The 23,027-nt window shown below is 52.0% G+C and carries 18 protein-coding genes and 3 pseudogenes; 6 read left to right on the forward strand and 15 right to left on the reverse strand.

Annotation, left to right across the window (positions count from 1 at the left end):
- Window positions 1-112 precede the first annotated feature (112 nt).
- Window positions 113-334, reverse strand: coding sequence for a restriction endonuclease (locus CV102_RS18055; RefSeq protein ID WP_148859386.1), 222 nt, complete (start codon window positions 332-334; stop codon window positions 113-115).
- Between the two features lie 1,241 nt (window positions 335-1,575).
- The gene (locus CV102_RS18060) at window positions 1,576-2,034 is read right to left on the reverse strand and encodes a type IV pilin (protein WP_148859387.1); all 459 of its coding nucleotides are present in this window, start codon (window positions 2,032-2,034) and stop codon (window positions 1,576-1,578) included.
- Between the two features lie 353 nt (window positions 2,035-2,387).
- Between CV102_RS18060 and CV102_RS18065 the strand changes: the two genes are divergently transcribed.
- Both CV102_RS18065 and CV102_RS18070 read left to right on the forward strand, forming a co-directional pair.
- A complete protein-coding gene (locus CV102_RS18065; protein WP_148859388.1) occupies window positions 2,388-3,179 on the forward strand; it encodes a hypothetical protein in 792 nt (263 codons plus the stop codon).
- Complete coding sequence (locus tag CV102_RS18070; protein ID WP_148859389.1) at window positions 3,179-3,721, forward strand: homing endonuclease associated repeat-containing protein; 543 nt, start codon at window positions 3,179-3,181, stop codon at window positions 3,719-3,721. Before CV102_RS18065 ends, CV102_RS18070 begins: the two co-directional genes overlap by 1 nt.
- 544 nt (window positions 3,722-4,265) lie before the next feature.
- Here the strand turns inward: CV102_RS18070 and CV102_RS18080 are convergent.
- Both CV102_RS18080 and CV102_RS18085 read right to left on the reverse strand, forming a co-directional pair.
- Entirely contained in the window at window positions 4,266-5,147 is an 882-nt protein-coding gene (locus CV102_RS18080; protein WP_148859390.1) for a hypothetical protein, read from the reverse strand.
- A gap of 317 nt (window positions 5,148-5,464) precedes the next feature.
- Window positions 5,465-5,836, reverse strand: a complete 372-nt coding sequence (locus tag CV102_RS18085; protein ID WP_148859391.1) for a hypothetical protein — start codon at window positions 5,834-5,836, stop codon at window positions 5,465-5,467.
- Between the two features lie 176 nt (window positions 5,837-6,012).
- Between CV102_RS18085 and CV102_RS18090 the strand changes: the two genes are divergently transcribed.
- Complete coding sequence (locus CV102_RS18090; RefSeq protein ID WP_233710733.1) at window positions 6,013-6,267, forward strand: helix-turn-helix transcriptional regulator; 255 nt, start codon at window positions 6,013-6,015, stop codon at window positions 6,265-6,267.
- A gap of 75 nt (window positions 6,268-6,342) precedes the next feature.
- On the opposite strand, the gene CV102_RS18095 is transcribed toward CV102_RS18090, so the two are convergent.
- The 9 genes and pseudogenes from CV102_RS18095 to CV102_RS18140 form a co-directional block, all read right to left on the reverse strand.
- Window positions 6,343-6,825, reverse strand: coding sequence for a metal-dependent hydrolase (locus CV102_RS18095; RefSeq protein ID WP_148859392.1), 483 nt, complete (start codon window positions 6,823-6,825; stop codon window positions 6,343-6,345).
- The gene (locus tag CV102_RS18100) at window positions 6,818-7,447 is read right to left on the reverse strand and encodes a hypothetical protein (protein WP_148859393.1); all 630 of its coding nucleotides are present in this window, start codon (window positions 7,445-7,447) and stop codon (window positions 6,818-6,820) included. Before CV102_RS18100 ends, CV102_RS18095 begins: the two co-directional genes overlap by 8 nt.
- A gap of 97 nt (window positions 7,448-7,544) precedes the next feature.
- Window positions 7,545-8,472: pseudogene (locus tag CV102_RS27265) on the reverse strand (NAD-dependent epimerase/dehydratase family protein).
- A gap of 358 nt (window positions 8,473-8,830) precedes the next feature.
- Window positions 8,831-10,297 carry an oligosaccharide flippase family protein gene (locus CV102_RS18110; protein WP_148859394.1) on the reverse strand — a complete coding sequence of 489 codons (1,467 nt, stop codon included), beginning with the start codon at window positions 10,295-10,297 and terminating at the stop codon, window positions 8,831-8,833.
- A 1,321-nt stretch (window positions 10,298-11,618) separates the two neighbouring features.
- Window positions 11,619-12,214, reverse strand: a pseudogene (locus CV102_RS18120) (IS6 family transposase).
- A 137-nt stretch (window positions 12,215-12,351) separates the two neighbouring features.
- On the reverse strand, window positions 12,352-13,236 hold the full coding sequence (locus CV102_RS18125; protein WP_148859395.1) for a hypothetical protein: 885 nt from the start codon (window positions 13,234-13,236) through the stop codon (window positions 12,352-12,354).
- Between the two features lie 15 nt (window positions 13,237-13,251).
- Entirely contained in the window at window positions 13,252-15,051 is a 1,800-nt protein-coding gene (locus tag CV102_RS18130) for a hypothetical protein (protein ID WP_148859396.1), read from the reverse strand.
- Between the two features lie 590 nt (window positions 15,052-15,641).
- Window positions 15,642-15,794 (reverse strand): hypothetical protein, encoded by a 153-nt coding sequence (locus tag CV102_RS26120; RefSeq protein WP_187433034.1) that lies wholly within the window; start codon window positions 15,792-15,794, stop codon window positions 15,642-15,644.
- 911 nt (window positions 15,795-16,705) lie between these two features.
- Window positions 16,706-17,281: a zinc ribbon domain-containing protein gene (locus CV102_RS18140; protein ID WP_148859397.1), complete on the reverse strand. Its 576-nt coding sequence runs from the start codon at window positions 17,279-17,281 to the stop codon at window positions 16,706-16,708.
- 1,179 nt (window positions 17,282-18,460) lie between these two features.
- Here CV102_RS18140 and CV102_RS18150 point away from each other — a divergent pair.
- Window positions 18,461-18,685 carry a hypothetical protein gene (locus CV102_RS18150; protein ID WP_148859398.1) on the forward strand — a complete coding sequence of 75 codons (225 nt, stop codon included), beginning with the start codon at window positions 18,461-18,463 and terminating at the stop codon, window positions 18,683-18,685.
- A 17-nt stretch (window positions 18,686-18,702) separates the two neighbouring features.
- A pseudogene (locus CV102_RS18155) lies at window positions 18,703-19,371 on the forward strand (hypothetical protein); the annotation flags it as partial.
- A gap of 663 nt (window positions 19,372-20,034) precedes the next feature.
- Here CV102_RS18155 and CV102_RS18160 read toward each other — a convergent pair.
- Both CV102_RS18160 and CV102_RS18165 read right to left on the reverse strand, forming a co-directional pair.
- Window positions 20,035-20,289, reverse strand: coding sequence for a hypothetical protein (locus tag CV102_RS18160; RefSeq protein ID WP_148859399.1), 255 nt, complete (start codon window positions 20,287-20,289; stop codon window positions 20,035-20,037).
- A gap of 366 nt (window positions 20,290-20,655) precedes the next feature.
- Window positions 20,656-21,696 carry a hypothetical protein gene (locus CV102_RS18165; RefSeq protein WP_148859400.1) on the reverse strand — a complete coding sequence of 347 codons (1,041 nt, stop codon included), beginning with the start codon at window positions 21,694-21,696 and terminating at the stop codon, window positions 20,656-20,658.
- A gap of 90 nt (window positions 21,697-21,786) precedes the next feature.
- Here CV102_RS18165 and CV102_RS18170 point away from each other — a divergent pair, with 90 nt between their 5' ends.
- The gene (locus tag CV102_RS18170; protein WP_148859401.1) at window positions 21,787-22,767 is read left to right on the forward strand and encodes a hypothetical protein; all 981 of its coding nucleotides are present in this window, start codon (window positions 21,787-21,789) and stop codon (window positions 22,765-22,767) included.
- The last annotated feature ends 260 nt before the right edge of the window (window positions 22,768-23,027 follow it).

Genomic DNA, 23,027 nt, shown 5'->3' on the forward strand with positions numbered 1-23,027 from the left:
CTGCGCTCTGAGCGATCGACGGCTCGGTTGAAACCCTCGATCGGTGATCGGGTTCAGCAGTCGTGTTGAATAGAGAGCGCGAACGCACCATGATCACCTTATCGACGTTTTTCTATTGATGCTTAAAACTCAAATATTTCTGACTGTCGGGGCTACCAACCTTATTTCCTTCACCATACCGCTTTGCCTGAATGAGTGCCTTTTGCTCGTACGGCTCGGTTTTCCTCGCTCGAACGTCGATTCCCTTGTCGTTTGAGGCAGTCGAGATTTTGCAGTTCCAGCCCATCTCTTCCCAAAGGTCGCCGATGAAATGTTCGAACTCGTAATCGTCCATTGATTGGAGTTCAGATTTGAGATTAGAATTGTCAGATATAGATAATAAACCTTCACACAAAACCGACAGAATTGACTGCCCTCTTTAACTTCCCCCTCACAGGATGGACAATACATTTCCTTTCCTCTCTACTGACTCCGCAAAAAGATGACTACTACACGGACAAGATGCCAGACAAGATTTACTGCGTATCGGAATTATTCTGCATCTCGCTGAACACCACGGCCTCATCAACCATCGCGTAGATCAGTTCGATTAAATCCAGTGGCAATCCCTCAGGGAAAGTCCGTAAGTGGGCGTAATGATCGTGGTGGGAAAGAGTCTGTCCCCTACGGGGACATCAGGGAGAGACCCTCTGCGTCTGCATAATTGATAGCCTTTGACAGCGATCCCTTGAGAGGGACTGTCGGATGAGAGTGTGTGAGAATTAGCTCGCGATCAGAGGTAGTTTCTCAGTGGCTTCTAGTCACGTAGAGATTTCTTATAACCCTTGCACATAGTAACGCCGTTCCCCGGTCTATTTGAGGGCCAGAGAGAGTAAAACTAGAATCTGTCTCCCTCTTATAGAACTATTTGTCAAAGAAGACGAGAGAGATCAGGCCGGTTAACGAGAGTGTCGGTGGAGGTTTCGACCGCACCGAGACGACCTTGCAGAAGGTGGTGGGTGCGAGATAGCCCTTGTTGAAGACGGGAGTGAAGATCCCTCCGACCCCATTTGCCGCTTGTGGATTAGTAATCGATAGACATGAGCGGGTTCTGCGTTCAGCAGGCGAAGATATCACTGTTTGATCTGAACCCCCTCATCGATGGGTGGTCCACGACGTCTTGCGATCGTATGAGATATCACAGCCGATAAACATAGCTGGATTTGTTTCGGAAAGGTATGAGACCGTGACATACTAACACAGACTCCATATAAGAGTCACCTTATAGGGAATACTTAATCTGTTGTATAGCGAAGTCGCAGGGGAGAAGTCGGCAGAACAAACGGCACTAATCAGTGGCAGCAACGAGTGATATGCCGTGTCTACAGGACGTGGTTCGAGAAGGCTGCCAACTCCTATTTCAGTACCTGCTGTACTCAGTGAGTGACTGGTGGACTGGGAAAGGCTGTATGAGGTAGGCCGCCTTCTCGAAACAGGAAGTGTAGTCACTATTCATCGCTATAATTAGAGGTAATTGCGCCAATACCTTCAAATATTCCACTACCGATCAAGAAAGTAAATATTTATTTTGGTTGATTAGCTACCTTCGTCAATTTCGAACGAGCCTACGATGGACGCTCCGCTCCGATCATCGTATTCTCCAAAGTAGGCAACTACATTGACATCAACCGTGTCACTACCGCTGCCATCCGTCTCGAAAGTCATAGATGTTGCAGACTCTGTTAGATAGGGGTCTGTGTCAACACCGTCAATGTCATCGTCAATTGGGGTTCCGTCTTCCGTAAGAGCAACAACTCCATCAGCGTTTGCAAGCGAATCAGCAGTTACCTGTACTTCTGTATCGCTAACTTCTTCAATCTGTACACCTGCTTGAGCGTCTTGGTCAAGTCCACTACCCATATCCAGCACGAAGGCAGCAATCACTGCTGCAAGAATAACAGTGATAGCTACCATGAGTATGACTCCAATCACTGGACTGACCGCTCTGTCTTCCTTGCTGCCGACCAGCTTGTCTCTGTATTTTGTTAGGTCCATAGTTGTCTTTCTAATCGCGCCGTGCGAACGATGAGAAAGATTAACTCATTCACTGTGAATGAGATGAATGACGCTCGGGGGTTGGGGATTAGCCCACATGGGCCACCGGGCGTCTGCTTCTCGTCGTTCACTGGCACTGATATCACTCAGCAACTATGGTATTATAATACTTTCCAATAGTGTATAGAAAATGAAAGTCAATTAATTTGATACGCTTTCAACTCTGATAATCAGCCACCTATAGAAATCTTACAAGCACCCCTTGGATAGTTCATACTTACTGAATTTAGCTGATACGGGACTATCAGTGGATACAACACCACTGTTATATTTCTGAACTCAAACTGGTAGCCATGTCCGATAATGCGGTCCTGATCCACCCACGCAATCTCGCCCGCACCTACAGCTCGCAAGCTTACGAAGACCCGTGGGAGATCGTTGAAGACTACCAGCGAGTCCTCGAGTACACCGGCAGACAACCCAACGCTGGGTCTCAACGGGTCGCTTCGAAACTCAACCTTCCGCGCAGTCGTATCCGTCCGTGGATGGATGGTTCGATTCCGCATCCAGTACGAGCGATCCAGACCGCAGAGACACGCGACTGGCTGCCACTCACAGAGGACACGGATGCTTTCGATCCACTGAACCGACTCGTCGCGTGGGGATGCTCTCAAGGCACACTCAAAAACGAAATCTTCGCACCATATTTCATCGTCCACTCAGACGAAGATCGTGAGAGAATAACAGGGCTTCTTGAGCAGCTTGATTTAGAGCCTGTCGAGGAGCGCACCGAGGATAAAAATCGGAGTGCAGAGGTTCGCGTTTCAGACAATGGTGCGATACTCGGTCGAGTTCTCTATACTCTCGACGTTCCGCTCGATGATGAGGCATTGAATACGCTACCATCCTATCTGGATTCGGTGTCGGAACCCTCTAAACGCGTGTTCGCACGCACGTATCTGGAGAACCGAGGTCAGTACTGGGAGTTCAATTCACGCTGGATACTTGAACACTCGAACCGCACTGGTTCCTATCGACGATCACTTGCATCGTTCTACGCGGATCTCGGCGCGGATGTAGAAGTTCATGAAGATACAATTAGCATCGATAGCGATTTTGCACGCGACTTACTGGATGACGAATAATGCCAACTGACGAAGAGTATCTCGAGGACCTTCGCGATCTTTCTGAAGAACTTGGGAAGCCACCAACCAAGGCCGATATGAACGAAAAAGGACCACACTCGGTGACGCCGTACTACACTCGGTGGGATTCATGGAACGCAGCACTGGAAGCCGCAGGACTCGGAACAAACCACGAGGTAGTCTCTACGGAAGCACTGCTTGAAGAACTCCGGCGAGTTGCCGACGAACATGGCGAGCCAGTACTCGTTGTGGATGTTGAAGAACACGGAAACTACGACCCTGCCACGTACTTCCGGCGATTTGACTCATGGTTTGATGCCCGTAAAGAGGCCGGACTCATTGATGAGGATATTCGACCGGGAAGGCGCGTTGATGAAGAAGAGCTGATTGAGGCGCTTCAGGATTTAGCTATGGACCTTGGGCGACTCCCGAGTCAAAGTGAAGTGAACGAGCGTGGCGAATATTCGCTCTCACCCTATCTCACTCAGTGGGGGACGTGGGATCAAGCACTCAAGACGGCTGGATTAGAAACGCCTGAGTGATCTTAGCGCCCAAAAGCAACCGGATATCTTCTATTGGTTTCTTGAATCGTCTCTACCAAGGAGCGTAGCACACTCATCCCGCACTTTGCGGCGGAGGCCCGGCGAGAACTATGGACAGTCTCGTCGTCAGCCAACACCCTCATCTCATAGATCAGAGCGAGCTGGCGAACGTCTACCACGAGAAGGGCCTTGGCTCAGAGAGCACCTGATCGATATTGATTCTCTGTATTCAGCAGGCAACCCTTGTCATCTACTGTGGACTTCTATAGAGCCCGATCAGTCGATATGACGCCAAGAGTTGTCTCGTGCGCCAGTGGGGAACGGGGAGGGAAATTCTCGGCAAATCCACCTTCACACCGTCCAGTGACAGGTGGTGTCCTCGGACGAACCCGTGTGAGCCGTCTCGAGTCCGGACCGACGACGACCGATCGAGGACGAGACCCACGACTACGCGACCCGTTCGAACACCCGCACTGCGACTGTGGTGTGGATCCCTGGAAGAGTGTGGGCTCTCTCGAGCGATGTCTCGGCTCCGTGGTCAGTTTCAGCCGTGGACGTCAGCCGTCTCCGGAGAGCCGGCAGGTTGGTCACCCGGGAGGTCGGCATCAGTCGGTAACAGAACCCGACGTTCGGTGTACGAGAGCCCGTTCTTGCGCTCGGTCTGTTTACGAACGGCGAGGCGATGCTTCGAAAGGTCGAGCAGCGCATCGATCGTCCGCGAGACGAGCTTCTTCGCATAGGCGTCGCTGACGCCAGACTCCTGTCTGCGGATCCAGTGTTTCAGGTCGCTGGCCTTGACGTACTCGCGGACGGTCTTGCAGCCCTGTCGCCAGGGATTGTCCCCGACGTCCGGATCGGAACGCGCTTTCCAGAGCTTTGCGGCGAGGCGCGTCGGGAGCGCATTTGTGGTCGACCGGCGCATCTCGTCGTCCATCCGCGCGAGTTGCTGGATCGGGAGCAGATCCCCGTGGGCGAGCGAGACGCTGTCGCCGCGATCGAGCGGGTCCTCGGATTCGGGGAGGCGATAATAGGCTCGTCCGTCGTCTTTCGTGAGCCGTTCGAGGTGGTCGGTCGCGAGCTCGAGGTCACACCGGTCGACGTTCGCTGCGCGGAGGTGGGCGCCTTTTTCGAGTTCGCGAGCCTGAAGCTCCTCGATGCGCTCTTTGTTTGCGCCGGAGCGTTTGCGGGTGGCGTCGGTGGCCGCCTCGAGGCGCTCGGTCGTGGTTTCACAGTCGCCGAGACGGTCGCGCAGGCGCTCGGTCTCGTCGCGGAGGGTCTCGTTCTCGGCCTCGAGGGTGTCGACTCGTGCGTCGGTCTCCTGGAGGTCGGCCTCGAGATCGGTCACGTGCTCGGTGAGTTGGCGGTTCTGTTCGCGGAGGCGCTCGACCGCTCGCGCGAGCTCGTCGAGGGTGCTGGCACTACTCATCTGACGCACCGCCGTCGGAGCATGCGTTGTCGCCGTGTCCACTCTCACTGGTGAGTGCGACCGTGTCGACGCGTTCGGCCCCAACTTGGCGCCACTGCGATTCGTGCAGTTCGAACTCGGTTCGCCGCCAGCGGTTCTTCGCGGGTCGTGGGTCGAAGACGATCTTTCGAGCTCGGCCCTCTGCAGGCGTCCACCGGACTGCGAAGCCGACGGTCATCGATCCACCCGCTCGAGCAGTTGGCAATAGGCACGCTCGAGGTCGCCCGGCGTGACCGGACGCTCGAACTCGAGTGTGACGCGGACGACAGTCTCGTTGTTCATTGCCGGCCACCCCGCTGTGAGAAGGCATCGGTGAGAACCGAACTGATCTCGAACGGCCGATCGTGCCATCCTCTAACTGAATCGACGTAGGCGATCCACTCGGTCAGTCCGCGGTCATCGTACTGCTCGAGGTCCTCAACGTGATCAACGTTACCGCTGATGCGGAACCACTGTGTGTTGGCGTTTTCTGGGTAAAATCGCTCGGCATGGCTTGTAGTGACGTAGATGGTGTTCGTGGCTTCGTCAACGTGATGATGGAAGCCCTCGCCGTCTTCGCCGAGGTAGCCATAGTCGCGACTTGGTCGCTTGAGACGGCGATCGTTCTTGCTGTCCGAAACATCTACCGTTGTCGATGGTGTATCCGACATTGCTGGTTACTCCAGCACGGAGGTCGGTGCCTGAAACACCGGCCTCAGGATCTTATGAGGCAGTCCGTGCTTGTTCTCCAGTAGAACGTCTTCTGCCTTAGAGCTTGTGCACTTTGCATATGCTGAAATGGAGTTCTATCAAACAAGTCTAAATGCGTACTGGTGGATATATAGACATGGCAACTCCACAGGTCAGCAAACCGATGGACCCCGAGGACCTCAGGCCAGCAGATGAGAAAATTCTCGACGAATTGCAGGAGGGGCGGGCAACGAAGGGGGCACTCGTCGATTGGACGGGGTTCTCGAGAAATACGATCTACAACCGGCTCGAAGTGCTCGAGGCTGCCGGACACGTGACCTGTATTCACGACGGAACGCGGCTTTTCGAACTGGTCAGTGACCCGCGAGCAGATGAGGCTCGAGAGGAGTAGAAGCTCAGTCGGCAGTTTCTCGAGAGGATGATCAATGCGATTATCGCTTCGCTACGCAATTTCAAAGAGAGATCATTATCGCTGATCGCGCGCGTACCAGACAGCAGCGGCCAGAACCGCACTACAGAGCGCCGGCCACCGATCCGTGCTCAGATACAGATCCGGCGACGGCGGGTGGTACCCCGTCAGCGGCCAGAGGACAGCGTACGAATACCCAGAAACGTTGAGCAAGAGTAGATCGAGCGCGTGATGCGAGGCCATTCCGAGGAACAGGAGCGCTCCGACGCGCCGGCGGATATCGGCTGGAGCGAGTACCGTCCCGATCGCCACGGCCAGCAGCGAGCCGCCGAGGACGTGGAACGCCCCCCAGTCGAACGGAATCCCGAAGACGGCCGTGATCAGGTCGGTCGGGATGAGGAGATCCAGTCGGCTAAGATCGGGAATCATCGCACCGATCATCGCCACCGTGACGAACTGCGGGGTGAGCCACTCGTAGCGCCACGACAGCAACGTCGCGAGGATGTAGGCGGCAAGGACGTGTGTTAGCAGCTCAGCCATCGCGCTCACCTCCGGCTGTCGGTGCCATCGCGGCATCGGCGTCATCCTCGGTGTCCGCCGTCTCGTCAGTAGTCGTGTCATCTCGGGCCTGATCGGACGAAGGGGACAGCAGGTCGGTCATCGCGAGTCGCTGCTCACGGGGGACGACTGTCAGTTGGTCGCGGTCGACTCGCCACCCGGTGAGTACCCGGCCGAGGACCCACACCGCGCCGACGGCGGAGATTGCGTACATGTACGTCCACTCCCACGGCTCGCGCGTATAGGCGCGGTCGGTGTCGAGTGTGTTCGAGTCGGTCAGCGTGCCGTGGGCCGAGAGCCGCTCGCCGACTGCGGGGTCGTCCCCGCGCACAAGGGCCTCGTTCGTGTGCTCGAGGGTGACGATCCAGGTTTCGCCCTCGGCGTCGACTTCGACGACCACGGGATCAGTTGCCAGGACCTCGCCGTCCAGGGAGACACGCTCGCCAACGTAGGCTTCGGGTGCCGGCGCGACGTCGTCCTCGCCCGGATAATCGTTCAGTGCCGGATCGTACGTGACGGTGCCGTACCAGACGAACACGCCGAACAGCGCGCCTACGAGGAGGACGAGCGCGAGGAGGCGGCGCCGGTGGTCGTCGACTGGCATTCACTCGTCACTGTCGGACTCATAAATTAACTGTTCCGAAAGGTCTGAACTCGAAGGATGTGTGCGGTCGCCGTACTACGACGTATAACTGAGCCGCTTACTGTTCGCGAAGCCACGCGACGGTTCGCTCGAGGCCATCGTGAAGCGACACTGTGGGCTCGTAGCCGAGATCAGTCTGAATGGCAGCGATGTCGGCCTCGCTGTGACGGATGTCGCCGCTCCGACCCTCGGTATGGATGATCTCCGAATCCGGATCGGTGACGTCGACAATTGTCTCGGCGAGCTCGTTGATGGTGACGCTCGTCCCGGTACCGACGTTGTACGCCTCCCCGACCTGTTCGGTCGTCGCGGCCTTGAGGTTCGCCTGCACGATATCGTCGATGAAGACGAAATCACGGGTCTGTCCGCCGTCGCCGTGGACCGTAATCGGCCCGTCGTTGATGGCCTGGTCACAGAAGATGCTGATGACACCGCTGTAGTCGCCGGCGGTCTGGCCCGGCCCGTAAGCGTTGAACTGCCGCAGCGCCACGGTATCGACCCCGTAAAGGTCGTGATACTGCTGGGCGTAGTGGTCGATCGCCAGTTTGTCGAGCCCGTACGGTGAGGCCAGCGTCTTCGGATCGACCTCGTTCACCGGCACGCGTTTCGGATGCTGTAGATCGCCGCGCTCAAGGCAAGCACGACCCGGGCGTCCTCGCGACGAGCGGCCTCGAGGACATCGATCGTCACATTAATGTTGATCTTGTGGCTCGTCAACAGCGTCTCAACCGAGCCCTAGACGCTGACGAGTACCACCTCGTTGAAGATCAGATCGTCGCCGTCGGTCGTGCACGCAAGTGTCTCGTCGTCCCGCAGGTCGCTTTCTCGGAGACGTTCGCCCGTCGTCAGATTGTCGAGTACCCACACGTCGTTGTCGGCGACGAATGCCCGCGCGAGATGGTTCCCGATGAAGCCCAGGCCCGCGTAATCAACACCGTTTGGTCAGTCAGCCAGTGATCATACTTGAGCGTGTCGGTAGGGAACATATGAGTCTGCTAGTCTGTCTGTGATGCGGATTGTCGAGATAAGAGGAACAGAGTCACAGGGGTATCGTATTTTGATCGGCTTCGAAATGGCGGCCCCGAAGCGTTATGCGTCTTGTGAACTAGAGCCACACTCGAGATTCTGCCGGAACATGAGTGAGTACGATGACCACTTCACCGAGACCGCCTCCAAGGAGAGCCGATTCGTCGATAAAGGCGCGCCGACCCGCTCACCGAACCCGAAAGCGCGCGAGTCTCAGGAACGCAAGCTCGCCGTGATCCTCATGGGGTGCATGAGGGCTATCTCCCGCCAACGGTCTCGATCTATATGAACGGACTATTCTCCCAAACACTCTACTGTTTACTCTATGAGCGATTTTATATCATTTATTTGAATAAGTCCTACAGATAGCGAAAAAATGCCCCAGCTGATAATGCCGATGACGACACCTCCGACTAGACTAATTATACCATTAGTTTGACTCAAATAAAGGAAAACTAAGAAAGACATGAGGATTGTAACTCCAAATATCTGGGTGGATTTACTAATCAAGTGTTTTAATCTCAAATCCAACTCAATATGCATCACATAGACACTTCCAAATGTATATATCATATATGTGATTACTGTTGAGATGGCTGCTCCAGCTACACCAATTGTCGGAATAAGTAACAAATTCAAGATTAAGTTCAGTACAGCCGTAATTCCCTTTAACACTGCCCGGAATCGAGCCTTGCCAAGGAAATCAAGTCCATTACTAGTAATATTCATAACTGCAGCTAATATAACATAAATACCAAAAACCTGTAAAACAGGAGCAGCACCAGAATAATCTGTACCAAATACAATTTCAATAAATGGTTCTGAAATAATAGCTAAGCCTGCTGCACCAGGTACATAAAGAGTGAGAATATTCAAAAGTGAAATTTCGTATATCTTTGCGGCTCGTTTTGTATTCTCATCGGCTTTTTCGGAACCCAACGCAGGTGAAATCGTGAAACCCAGTGAGGAGGCTGGGGCTTCAACGAATGACACTATCTGTTTGCCAAGAACATAAAAACTCACTGCAGCGGGATTTAAAAACCATCCAACAAGAATTGTATCTACCTCTTTGTCTATTCTGTTCGCTGTACTCACAGCTGTGAGTGGAATAGTATATTCAGCTATACGTCGTCGAAGGTTATATTTAATTTCTGCTCCTGACTGGTATTCGAATATATATTCCTCGCGTATGTATTTAAGACCGACTATTGTTGCGAAAAAGAACCCAAGAACATAGCCACCGAGAGCTCCAAGCGCGCCATATCCTAGGGTTACTAGACCAATAGCAAATACCAAACGACTCCCACGATCAATTGCGTGAACTAGAGCAGCTGATTTGATCAATTCAAACCCTTGAAGTATTAGACGGACATATGCAGTAAGAGTTCCAAATATAATATAAAGTGTCCCTAGTAAAAGATATGGTGATAAGTCGGGCTCACCAAGAAAATATGCGATATGTTGGTAGCTAACAAGCATAGTAGCTACAACGAGAACAATCGTAGCTAGGTTATAGAGAAACGAGGTTCGTAGAATGTATTGGAGTTGACTGTTGTCTTTTTCCTTATATTCTGAGACGTAGCGGGCTGCTGATCTTGCGATCCCAAGTTTAGCAAAGAGTTCTATAGTGCTAAGGATAGAGATAGCAAGAAACAGGAGACCATAACTATGGGGATCAAGTATACGAGTGAGTACCGCTATTAATAGTGCAACTGATGAAATTGCAAAAATACGACCTATCAATTCAAATTTGAATCTAGATGATATATCTGGTGTAGACGTCACTAGTAAATATATGCTTAAAGTACGGCATTAGTTTGCTGGTTTACTTCTACTGCTACTGCATAGTTCCTCGACTTCGCACGTTTGTCTCTGCGACGCCTGTCTCTCGGTAATATCCTAGTACTCCCGATTGCGTCGTTTCTTTCTGGTACAGATCCGATCGAAAAGTTAGACGGTTTCTCGTGTCAGCAGAATCACCATTCGAAAAGTTACATCACCTGTCTTGTTGCGGACCCCAACAAGACCACCGATGGCATCGCTACGCACGTACTTCCGGCGAAAAGCGAACGGGCTCTGAACAAGTTTCTTACCGAGTACAACTGGGACGAAGACCGACTCGATAGAGAGCGATTGGAGTTACTGGAGACAAACAATAAAACGCGCTGGAGCAGTGATCGTGACGTCATGATCAACGACACCTTCATGCACAAGAGTGGCCAGCAGATTTTAAACGCAGGGAAATTCTACGATCACACCATATGTGGCTACATCTGGGGTCAGAAACTCATCTACGCGACATATACAGACAAGAAAACCATCTATCCGCTGTGTTTTCGTCCTACGAGAAACATAGCAAGACTCGTGTCAGTTAGCAAAAGGACTCTTCGATGAATGCATCGAGATAGGTGTCTCGACATCTCTTCGATATGACCCACTGTTCGGGAGAGTTTATTGACCATCTTGAAAATTACACCAAAGAGTGAATCTCTGCTATCAAAAGCGAACACACTGTGACGTACGCAGGTAAACGGATGCGCGTCGATGCGTTCCGTGAGCGCATCCACACAGGGCCACGAACCCTCGATGGAAAAACCTACCATATTTGAACGAAAATGCTTGCAGTGTCGAAACTGGGTAAGGTGAAGGTTCTGATCACGAAGAATCCGCTGGCGAAGACAATGAATTAAGTGTTAAATACACGGGAGAAATAAGATCGACGCGCCGGCAAGTCATCTCATCGCGTTGTACGTGATGTGATGGCGGGTCGGGACGTTCTTCAGAGACACCAAGCAGGACCTCGGTTTGAGAGACTGCAAGTTGCGAAGTGACGCAGGTGCCAGTCGTCACTGGTACCTGCTGATGCTCGCCTACAGTCTCCTGAAGATCGGTGTTGCACAAAGCGTTCTGTGAATGGCAATTTCACGGGCAACGTTACTTCAAGCTGATCTCAAATTCTTGTTTCGGGAAAGTGTACAAAATCTCCTTTCCTAGGCTCTCACTAGCCAAGTCCGAAGTATCGACGATCTCATGCACAATTTAGAGGACCTGTTCATATAGGTGCAAGTCGAGAGCAATTTCTTGACTACGTTCCTCCAGCGAGCGATCAATGCGATCTCAGATGCTTGTAGTAGTACGAATTGCTCACTCCACCGACGTGCGCTCGTCCGACTGTCCACCCACGAGTTGTGGAAGCGGTCGACACACATTTTCAGTGTGAGAAGCCATTTTTCCATGAGGTTTTGGTCAATATACCCAACCCTACCGTTCAATCCTGAACGACGCGGGCAGTCAAAGACCCGAATTGATCAACGAGAAATGTTGTCTGAAAGAGATCGTGTTTCTCGGTCCATTTGTAGAGAAACGCAGCTGCTGGATCGGTGCCATGCTGATCAAATAACGCGGCATCAAAAATCACCTTTGGCTTGAGGTCTATTGCAGCGTATAGCCAAGACTACTTCCGTTGATTTTGACAGCGATCTTGTCAATCGTGACCTGCGTCAGTTTCGCGGACGGCAGGTCTGAAACGCTGTCGGTCGTCGATGTACTCAGTTCTGGACCGCTCCATGAGATCGTTCAACACCTAATTTCTCAAGAGATATATTATTTCTTGAAAAGAACAATTGGTCAAATGAAGGCGGGCGGCAAACGCCCTAACGAGCGTTGCCGTCTGTTCGTCTTCCAGAATTCTTCTAAATCCACGTCATAACTCTCGCTGAGTAAATCTGCAAGTAATCAACTCAACTACACGACCTGCTCACTTCTCAACTGGCTCAATTAGACAGTGCTCTTTCATTCATGCATTTATATTAATATAAACCATAATTTCTTTATTTCTATCAATTATTTTTCCCCATATATTCGTTAATAATTGATCTTGGAACAACATCTCTTAAATCCGGGTGTGTAAGATTTTCTTTAGCCCCTAAGTGCAATTTTTCATATGAATCACAGCGTGCAAGATGGTTTCTAAGCTCTTGCCATTCTCTATGCCGACAAATCACACGGACAGGAATGGTGTTAATACCTAGGACTGAAGCAATTGCAAATCGATGCCAACCCCCACCTTGAAAAATTAGTTGCCCATCTCTCCCGATCGACACACCAATCTCATCGTATTTCTTAATATTACATTTTTTGCATAATTCCGATTGTTTCTTATAACCCTCTTGTTCGATTTTCTTATATAACTTATCAATTTCTCCTAATCGCTTATCGAATTCTTCCTGGGTTCTACACCCATCAAAGTGTTTATTTTCATCCATTAGCCAAAGAATTATATCATAATAATCTGTGTCTTCCCATGGAACGCCATCCGCAAAATGTTCAACAACACCATTATACTTCGGAGACTGATTAACATGATATAAATTTTGCTGGTTGTCCCATTCCCCTCCTTTAATTAAGCCAGCGTCAAACCAGGTATCAACACTAGCAGTCTCTTGTACTTCAAATTCGATTCCCGATTTTTCAAGAAGTAGTCCATCTCTTTTACTGGGGGACCACATATTTATACGGTCCGGATTAACATTTATGATTGTATATGGATGTGGCGCAGAATTCCCATATTTTGTCTGTAAAGTTTTCTTCTCAATTCCTTCTCGAATTTTAAACAGGGGTGTCTTAAACGACAAATATTTATAAAATGCTTTGATGAGCGAAGCTAATCCTTGCTGGTAATATACTGATGTCGCGGTTTTTGTTAGGTTAGTAAACGAACTCATATATTCATTCATATTTTATCGGTGGGTGATTATATATAAGTCGAACTCCCCGTTAGAGCTTACCTTATTTATATCTGGGCTATCATCTAGATATTCAAAATCCCTGTGGTTGAATCGAAATCCATTATAAATAATTGGCTCTCGAACACGGTCAGTTCTAGTTATCGTTAAATACACCCGATCATCAAAGTATGTTTCCAAAGATTGATTTGAAAAGTGATCTGGCATTCCTCCTAACCTCACACCGTCAATATAATAATCTGTCCGATCATTCGAATCTCGTCCATTAATCGCATGACTAAATCGACTAGCCGACATCCTCACATGATCATATGAATAAGAGTCATCCTCGTATTCAAATGCCCTTTCAAAGCCATCCATCTGTCCTTCGGTCACATGCCCTGTCGTTTGATACATATATGGTGAAGGGAAAAGGACCAGAGTCGTCAGTATCAAGAAAGCGGTTGCTGTTAACACCGTAACTTTTCGAAATAAATCTCTATCATAAAGAGTGTTTAAATATATGATTGTTCTACCTAATGAAATTGCGCCCATTATAGTCACAACAACCATTATAAACCCATAATGTCTCATATACTGAGATCTCATGTCTCCAGCAAGATAGGCGAAAAAGAGGACAGAAACTGCGATAAGTCCTATTGTAAAGTAGAACAATAACATGCGTTCACTGCTGTCTGATCCGGTAAGAACAAATTGCAGTCTTTCTTGTTTAAGACCAAAAATCTTTGTAGTAACAGCCATCATAATATAAGCACCAACACCACAATAAATAAGCGAAACAAAGAACATTCTAACAAATACTCCTTCTAAACTCCCACCTAGTTCAGCAAGAGAAGCTCCGCGACTAGAAATTTGGCTACCTGATTCACTATCTGCCATTATCGAGACTACAAATGAGGATATTGATGATTCAAATGCAGCCAAATTATTAGCCCATAACCAAAAGGCTAGTACAAGTACCCCAACCAATGTGATGACTGAGTATTCGTATAAATGTGAATTTGACCATTGATAAAGAACCTGAATGATAGCAATCGAAGTGAAAAAAATAATGAGATTTGCTGCTTGTTGGGGATGTAGAATCACAAACATTGCTGACACTAACGAAAATAGAATCATTAATTCCCATCTGGGATCGTTATAGTTACGGATAAATAGATATATGAGAACTGGAGAAAACATTATTGCCTGACTGGTTGGATGAATTTGCATAGAAACGCCTAAATGATTAATAGGTAAGAGTAGAAACGATGAATAAACTCCGATGTTAATAATCAAGGTGTTCTTAGACATGTGTTTAATCGACAACGAGATAAATACAAAAAATATTAGAATGAATATCGCGAGAATAATAAGCAACGAATGGTTCAAACTACTAGTAGTAAGATCACTAAACACAGATCCTAAAATATGGACAGCTGGATATCGAATTTCTTCTATTCCAACAACATTATTATTTAGGTCTCGGGTATGTCCAAGATGGGTTAATGCATCATTCTCCCCAATATAATGGTATCCACGAATAATAGGCAGAGCAACGATTGAAAACATCGTAAGACCACCTAATAGAATGCTACTGCTTCTAAAATTGTGATTGTCATTATAAAAGGTAATAAATAATGATATTGACATTGCAACGAAACTAAATATCCAGAATAATAGTGGCGTACCCGTGTAAATTGATGGTTCATACCCAGATGCGGGTGTTGAATAGGATAAAAATATTCCAATACTGATTGCTATAAATCCTATAATGAGTAGAACGCGTCGATCGATCTTCGCTACAATCGCCACATACTATCGTAGTCAGGCGGGTATATTTTTGTTACGATACTTGGGTCACATTCAGCAGACACGCTTTCATTCATCCAAATTTATTACTAATTATCGTTATAAATATTTGTAAAAGGTACTGGATAGGCGGTAGTGCAAAAGTCTTCATAAGGAAGTAATAGACGAAATTGATGGGTCCAGCAGCAAGTCCCTACTACCGAGTAACGATACGGTCGCACAGGTTTCCAAAGCTTTGGAGACAGAGACAATGGCACTCTTCGAATACCTCGATCTCTCGTTTCTCACCGACTATCCCCTGTTCGCTCCCTCGGATTGGGGGGCAAACATGGGTTCATAAGCCACCAGAACTCCTGAAAGGCGTCTTGCAGTGCTTCTACCGTGACATTTACCCTCCGCCCAATGGCACGAAGGCTCCACAACGAGGCGGCAACAGTATGGCCTCGAGCACCCGCTGTTCCCGCGGACGCTCTCACGATTTATTGCTGACTTCGAACTCGTCGCGGAAGAAGTCTTCATCAAGTCAGTCTACGAGTTTGCCGAGCGGTACCTGCTCGGCAAACTCTTCCGCAGTGACGGGATAGCCATTCACATCAATCAGCGTGACGACGCTCAGTGGAGGCACGATCGGCGAGCGCGGTCGCCGGCTCCGGCCCGTCGGCCGCCACGAGCGCGTCGTACAGCCGTCCCTTCGCACCCCCGTCGAACGGGTTGGCGGGCGCCCCTCCCTCCATACTGGCTTTCATTGTGACACCCACGTGTATAACGGTGCATAAATCTTCTCAATAATAGAGAATTTCAGGATATTTTGTTTGTGGCGCCGAAAACCGCTCGTTCGACGGCAACAGTGTGAGCGGACCGAGACCGCGAAGAAACGTCACTTGATATTGATACGATCTCACCTGGAGTCTCTCTCATTCTCCGAGCGCGTGACACATTCGTTCGACTGCAGACCCAACTCGTTCCTGTTCGCCAAACTCGAGTGTATACTCGAGGTCATCTACTCCCCGTTCGACCTCCTGTCGCAGCTCTTCCAGCCTGGTTTCGAGTTGTTCCCGTCTTGCTCGTACACGCTTCCATTGGCATCTCGCGCGTTCGGCTACTGATTTCGCCGTTGCGGGACAGGTCGCCCGATAGCGAACGTTGTTTTGAGTTGCGACGCAGTTCATCGGCTCGAGTTGCGAGACGATCGTTCGAATGTGATCGTCCGGCATCTCGAGTTCGCGGCAGAGCGACCGAAGCGATCGCGGTTGCTCTTTCAACGAGCGAAGGACCTAGAGTGCATCATTTCGATCGGTTTCGGCAAACTGTCGTTCGATATGGAACGCCCTCGAGATGGCCGTGGTACGTACTGCAGACGGTAATGAGGTTGAGATCAACGCCTGCGTCTGCTGCAGGAAGATACTTCCCCGGAACGAGATGGTGCGTCTCCATCACCAGCGAATGATGCTCATAGTTTCCGTTATGATTCCCACAGCGCTGACACACGTTGCTATCGCGTTTCTTGATCTCTTCTGAGCGCTTTTTCCAGTCGTATCCACGTATTCTCGGAGTGCGAATTCAACACTATCTTCCACGTCTTCATTAAGCACTCGAGGCAGCAGGGTTAGAGACGTCTAGATGATTTTAGAAGTCAGCACCCATAGTTGTTAGAAAACTAATCTGCACCTCTATTTACGAAGTATCCAACCGCTCCGACAACGATTGCAAGTAATAGTCCGACGAATCCCCAAATAACCATACCAAGGATACTGCCCACAGCTTGTCCCGTTCCTGCAGCCGTATCAGGATCTGCCCCTCCTGCTAGTCCCATGTAGAATAATAACGGTGCGAGAATGAGCCAGATTGCAGTAATATACAACCCGCTTCCAATCGCACTACGGGGAGACTCCTTTCGTGAGTACAAATAATAGCTCACTCCTACAATAGTTACGAGAAACCAGAAAGCAGATCCACCAATCTCAGCAAATGCGAGTGCAACCAACATTCCAACGATTAGCCCCATTCCGACGGAAGCTACCGCTAATATCGTGTCGATTCCCTCCTCGTCGTTCTCGATGCTTGAGTCTGGCTCACCCCTAGTAGATGATTTAGATTCTTCATCAAGCGATTCTGTTTCATCCGGAATGGTAGACGATTCCGATTGGCTTCTATCCAAGAGTTCAGTCCCGCACTCTCGGCAGAATTTTGCGTCAACATCTGCTTCAGCACCGCATTCACTACAGTAACCCAATTATTGTCACCAGGGTAGACATTCTTACCTACTTCAGATATATCTAATGGCCATTATTTGCCCTGATAAACCCTCTCTTCTGTTACAATCGAAACACTTCTCAGTGATATTGTGGACCTCGAATTTGTTGACCTGCTCACAGATCGCGTTACCGTTGACAAGATCTATTCCTGCGGTTTTGGCTACGCGTTCCGTCGGATCGGTAAATCCACTGGTAGTGACGATTTTGAGCATATTTTGTACAGGGGTCGGCGAAGGAGGCGGGACACGAGTCGAGTATCAGTACGACACGCCTGAACGCCGCAGTACAACGTTCGTGGTGCTGGCAGCGTGCGTGTCAATGATTGCATATCCACAGGTTCCCTCTGTATACTCGATTTCGATCCCCTCGTCGACGAGAACGGCCCATCACAGCAGTAGATTCTACTTAGGATTCGTCAGAGCTCTCCTCCCGCGGATCCTCAACTAGTTCGTATAACCCTCGAGATGGTCGGTGGATCCAGCCTGCATCGTGAAGACTTCGGAGGCAGAACTCGACACTGCTTTTCGACAGACCTGTTTCGTCCATCAGCCAGCGAGGATTTGCACGCCCCCATGGCTCCCCCCTGTCACGGCCTTTTTTGAGTGCAGTAAGCACTTTCTCGTCTTTCTCGGTTGGTGAGTACCGATCATTCACCATGTCTTGTCTGTCTATAATCATGGATGGAACATAGTACAACATCATCTGCAATATCTATTGCAAAATACTATGCTTTCCACTTTGTAATGCAAAGCAATAAGGCGAGAGAGATGCTACGACTGATTAGACACGGGATTGGTCCAGAAATGGCCGACGCGCAGGAACGCGTTCGACCGTGCCTTGGAGTAAGGCAATGTCAGCTACGACTACTACGTACGAAACCGTTTCGGACAGAAAGAACGACAGCATCCTTGAACAACTGAATTACAACTATGGCTCTCTTGGCGAAAACAGCGAGGGATTCTCTCGTCACACCAACTATATCCGAAGGCGTCGCAATCGGCTGCGCAAGAGTCGGTGGGTCCTAAGCAAGGTTCATACGGGAGGTGACCGGCAATGAACAACGAGACGACCGTCCGGGTCACACTCGAGTTCGAGCGTCCGGTCACGCCGGGTGACCTCGAGCGCGCCTACTGCGAACTGCTCGAGCGGGTGGATCGATGACCGTCGGCTTCGCAGTCAAGTGGACGCCTGCAGAGGGCCGAGCCCGAAAGATCGTCTTCGACCCACAACCCGCGAAGAACCGCTGGCGGCGAACCGAGTTCGAACTGCACGAATCCCAGTGGCGCCAGGTCGGGACCGAACGCGTCGACACCGTCTCACTCACCAGTGAGACTGCACATGCCCGCGACACTCACTCCGAGCGGGGTGTGTCCGATGAATAATCTCGAGGACCTCGACGCGCCTCGAGGCGGCCACCGACGCCACCCGCAAACGTTCCGGCGCGAACAAAGAGCGCATCGAGGAGCTTCAGGCTCGCGAACTCGAGAAAGGCGCCCATCTCCGTGCAGAGCACGTCGACCGGTGTGAGCTCGAGCTCGCGACCGACCACCTCGAACGACTCACGAAAGACGACGGGCGGGCGTACTATCGCCTCCCCAAATCCGAGGACCCACTCGACCGCAGTGACAGTATCTCGCTCGCCCACGGCGATCTGCTCCCGATCCAGCAACTCGCGCGGATGGACGACGAGATGCGCCGCTCTACCACAAATGCGCTCCCGACACGTCTCGCCGCAAAGCTCTGGAAAGCACGGGCCGATCCGGACGTCCGGGACGACCCCTGGCGACAGGGCTGCAAGACCGTCCGCGAGTACGTCAAGGCCAGCGACCTGAAACACTGGATCCGCCGGCAAGAGCAGGGTGTCAGCGACGCCTATGCGAAGAAGCTCGTCTCGCGGACGATCGACGCACTACTGGATCTCTCGAAAAATCGCCTGGCGGTCCGCAAGAAGAGCGAGCGGAAGAACGGCCTCTCGTATACGGAACGTCGGATTCTACTGCCGACCGACGCCGAAATCCCTGGCGAGTCACCCGCCGGTTCCCCGGAGACGGCTGACGTCCACGGCTGAGACTGGCCACGGGGACGAAACCTCGCTCGAGAGAGCCACCACTCTCCCGGCCATACCAGATACACAGCGAGTGCGGTTGTCCGAACGGGTCGATTACTCGTGGGTCTCTTCCTCGATCGGTCGTCGTCGGTCCGGACTCGAGACGGCTCACGAGGGTTCGTCCGAAGACACCAACTGTCACTGGACGGCGTGGAGGTGGACCTGCCGAGAATTTCCCACCGGCGCATGATACAACTCTTGGCGTTAGATCGGCTGATCGGGCTCTGTTGAAATCCTCAACAGATGACAAGAGTTGCCTGCTGAATACAGAGAATGGGCCGTGTTTAGACGCAGCGACAATCGGTTCTCACGCGTTGGTTTCTACATACGAAACCGGATCGCAAGACGGTCACCACCGTCCTCTGGTTAGACAAAGGGACTCCTGACTCGTCCATTCGGGGGCGTCTAAACACGGCCCAGAGAATGGGTTCAGCAAGACGGGGTCGTTTGTTACCCAACGCGATCAGTTGCATCTCTGCCACACGGCCCCAGCCTCGGTTCTTGCTCCCGAAGATGGACATTTCGCACCGTTTTCGTCGCCGTGGCTCGTGAACCGATAGCGTCCGTCTCTCGGCCCGCGCGTCCTCGACCGTCAGCCCGTCGTGCTCATTCGTGATCGACGTATCATTCGTGACTGGACTGTTTCTGAAAGTAACCTGCTGGTACGAGATGGAACGTCAGCCACAGCGCGATCGCGCCGAGAACGACCAGCTCGATCATCCAGAGGGCGATTCCCGAGATGAGCACGACGATCCCGCCGAAAAACGAGATCACGAACCCCACCCTCGTGAACACGGCCCGCAACACCCCTCTCGCGTCGCTGACGTAGCGAATCGACCAGCGCTCCGGGACTTGCTGCTCCCCGTTCGAGCGTGTCATACACTACCATACGTTGGCATGCATATTACATCATTTTATAAGGACCGATGCAGGATTTGGGGCACAACTGAGCGCTCACCACCTTCACAGATTGAGCCAGATGTCGTGCATCATTCGCGCTCTCTATTCACCTATGCGGGCTTTCCCGACTGCCACCGGGAGCGGCAGTCGGGCTGTACTGCCCAGGGATCGGCTTCCTACGCACACGGACCAGTCAACCCACGTGCTTTAGGGCACGGAATAGAACTCGGTCTCTTGCGTCCCATACTTGTTTCATGCTCTCATGGGATAGCAGAATTTCCATCGAGTCAACACGGCTGCTGAAACCTATCACCGATCGAGGGCTTCAACAGAGCCGTCGATCGCTCAGAGCGCAGAAAGCGGATTTTCTCGAGACGCGTGGTACAACGCCGTCAACCCGTCCGTCCATTGTGTACTGCTTTCCGCCGCGTGGCCGTCGTCCAGCGTGCCAAGCGAGTTCTCGAACGACCGAATCGCGTCGTGAAATCGACCGACGGAGCGCTCGATCTCACTGGCCGCCACCGCTTGCGACCCGAACTCGTACGCCGCAAGCTCATCCGAAAGCGAGTGGCGTGCGTCCACGCCCAACTCGTATCGAAGATCATCGAGCCGCCCCTGATTCTCCAGCGTGGCGTCAGCCGGGGTGGCGGTCTGTGACAGCGATTCGTCGATCGCCAACACCGTCTCCTCGATCGCTGGCAACAGGGCGTGCAGTCGGAGATGGAGATACAGCGAGCGCAACTCGGCGATGACCCCGAGCCCATTGTCGACGATCGCGGTCACCGACGTAGCAGCGTGATCGAGAAACTCTTCGAGCGGGTCGAACCGAAGCGCTTCGATCGCGTCGTCGAGTTGTAGTCGAACCGTTTCGAGGGCGTATGGATCGCGCCCGAGCGCAGCGAACCCGTCGGCCGGGTCGTCATCGTGGCGCAGTACTCGCCACGCTTCGTCGAGAAACTCGTCAGTCAGTTCTCCGTCGTCAATACGGACCGGTGCATCGAGGACGTCAAGAAGCAGTCGTTGGGCCTGACTGTAGTCCTCGACCGCCGTGAGCATTTCGACGACTTCGTCGTTCAGAAACCGATTTCCGGAGCGATCATGGGCCTCTTCGATCGACGCGCCGGCGGCCTGCAGATTCTCGTCGAGGTGCTCGATATCCAGCGTCGCCAGATCTCGCGGTGACGCAAGCGAGGCGCTCGAAAGGTGGTCGTAGTTCGCCTCGAGATGCTCACAGGCGGTTTCGATGAACGGCCGTGCGTCAGCACCCTGAGCGCGATTTTTCGCCTCCTGTCCTCGTTCGTATACACGTGGCCCTGCCAGTACGAGTCCGCCCGTCGCGCCGGCTGCAACAGTCACCCACTGCCGCCGTGTGAAGTCCTCATCCATCTCGCCGGTGCCGGTTACTCATCCCCGCCACAAAGCTGTTGGCCAGAAGATATTATTAGAATTGGTGAATTACAGGAACACAACAAGTGGATGACTGCATTTACTCCCGCCGAGCAGCCGATCGACGACTCCATACAGGCGCTGCAGCCGACGTTTGCGGCGATCTCCGAGGCACGACTCGGAGTCGACCGACGCCAGTTCGCGACCGACGTCTCGCTCGAGGTCGCGCCGGTCACGGCGGCGCTCTTCGACCCCGACGAAGGCGGACTCGACCTCGAGGCGCTCACCGACTCGACGGCGGTCGGGGAGCGAGAGTTACTCCGCGTCCGGAAGGTCTCGGAGGTGTACGAGCAGGAGCTGGGGGTCCGGCTCCCGACCGGGTCGCTCACCCGGGCGGCGCTCACCGCCGGCAAACTGACGACGATCGGCGGAATCCTCATTAGCCTCGATGGGGTCCGCGAAGCGACAGGCGCGATCAAAACCGCCTACACCAAGGGTGGTACCGATAACGTCGACGACGACCTGCTCGAGGATTTTTACGTCGCCTCGGGCGTGTTCATCGGAGAGCTGGTGTTGATGCTGACGCCGTTTTCCGCGAACTTCGCGTTTCAGGCGACCGGACGCCTCCACAGCCGGCTCCTGTGGCACCGGTTCAAGGAGTACCGGTCGGCCTACCGCATCCTGCTCCATCACCTCTACTACTTTTTCAACGGGGTTCCCAGCCTGGCGCTGCACACGCTGCGCGACGCCCGTGATCACGTTACTGATTTCGTTGACTCGGTCGTCTTCCTGGTCGAGACCACCTGGGAGGTGTTCGATGAACCCGCCGTGCTCGGCGACCTCTCCCCGAGCGATCTCTCGCGGAGTCTCGTGCAGGGGATTCTGGATCTGTCGCTCGAGGACATTCGGGACGATCTCGGGGATGGGATCGATCGCCTCCAAGAATACGTTGAAGAAATCATTGCGGATCTGCAAGCCCATTACACCGAGCTTTTCGAGACGGTGTTGGGCGACGTCTCTCGAGACGACCTTATTGCGAGGATCGTTCGCACGCTCGTCGATCGCCGATGAATACTTTCGTTTCTGTCTCGGAGTCGGTTTTTCAAGTAGAACTGACGAATCACTGGCTGGAGAGTAAGGTTACTAACAATATTGCATCTCTTGCTGGTTAGCCCGCAGATAGCCGGTGAATCATTGGTGCAGTACTCCGATTTCTAACCGATCAGGAACTGACCAACGAACGCAGTTTACTCATCCGGCTGGGTTCGGCGAATTTCTGTCCGCACTCGGGGCAGGTCACACCGTCTCGCTTCCCAGCGACCCAGGTCCCG

The organism is Natronococcus pandeyae (assembly GCF_008122205.1).
GTDB lineage: Archaea > Halobacteriota > Halobacteria > Halobacteriales > Natrialbaceae > Natronococcus > Natronococcus pandeyae.

Bases quoted from the DNA above. Each gene is read 5' to 3' on its own strand.
- CV102_RS18170 (WP_148859401.1), top strand. From the start codon at position 21,787: ATGACTGCATTTACTCCCGCCGAGCAGCCGATCGACGACTCCATACAG.
- CV102_RS26120 (WP_187433034.1), bottom strand. From the start codon at position 15,794: ATGAAAGCCAGTATGGAGGGAGGGGCGCCCGCCAACCCGTTCGACGGG.
- CV102_RS18165 (WP_148859400.1), bottom strand. From the start codon at position 21,696: ATGGATGAGGACTTCACACGGCGGCAGTGGGTGACTGTTGCAGCCGGC.
- CV102_RS18060 (WP_148859387.1), bottom strand. From the start codon at position 2,034: ATGGACCTAACAAAATACAGAGACAAGCTGGTCGGCAGCAAGGAAGAC.
- CV102_RS18055 (WP_148859386.1), bottom strand. From the start codon at position 334: ATGGACGATTACGAGTTCGAACATTTCATCGGCGACCTTTGGGAAGAG.
- CV102_RS18125 (WP_148859395.1), bottom strand. From the start codon at position 13,236: ATGAGTTCGTTTACTAACCTAACAAAAACCGCGACATCAGTATATTAC.
- CV102_RS18085 (WP_148859391.1), bottom strand. From the start codon at position 5,836: ATGTCGGATACACCATCGACAACGGTAGATGTTTCGGACAGCAAGAAC.
- CV102_RS18090 (WP_233710733.1), top strand. From the start codon at position 6,013: ATGGCAACTCCACAGGTCAGCAAACCGATGGACCCCGAGGACCTCAGG.
- CV102_RS18095 (WP_148859392.1), bottom strand. From the start codon at position 6,825: ATGGCTGAGCTGCTAACACACGTCCTTGCCGCCTACATCCTCGCGACG.
- CV102_RS18070 (WP_148859389.1), top strand. From the start codon at position 3,179: ATGCCAACTGACGAAGAGTATCTCGAGGACCTTCGCGATCTTTCTGAA.
- CV102_RS18160 (WP_148859399.1), bottom strand. From the start codon at position 20,289: ATGACACGCTCGAACGGGGAGCAGCAAGTCCCGGAGCGCTGGTCGATT.
- CV102_RS18080 (WP_148859390.1), bottom strand. From the start codon at position 5,147: ATGAGTAGTGCCAGCACCCTCGACGAGCTCGCGCGAGCGGTCGAGCGC.
- CV102_RS18150 (WP_148859398.1), top strand. From the start codon at position 18,461: ATGACCGTCGGCTTCGCAGTCAAGTGGACGCCTGCAGAGGGCCGAGCC.
- CV102_RS18100 (WP_148859393.1), bottom strand. From the start codon at position 7,447: ATGCCAGTCGACGACCACCGGCGCCGCCTCCTCGCGCTCGTCCTCCTC.
- CV102_RS18065 (WP_148859388.1), top strand. From the start codon at position 2,388: ATGTCCGATAATGCGGTCCTGATCCACCCACGCAATCTCGCCCGCACC.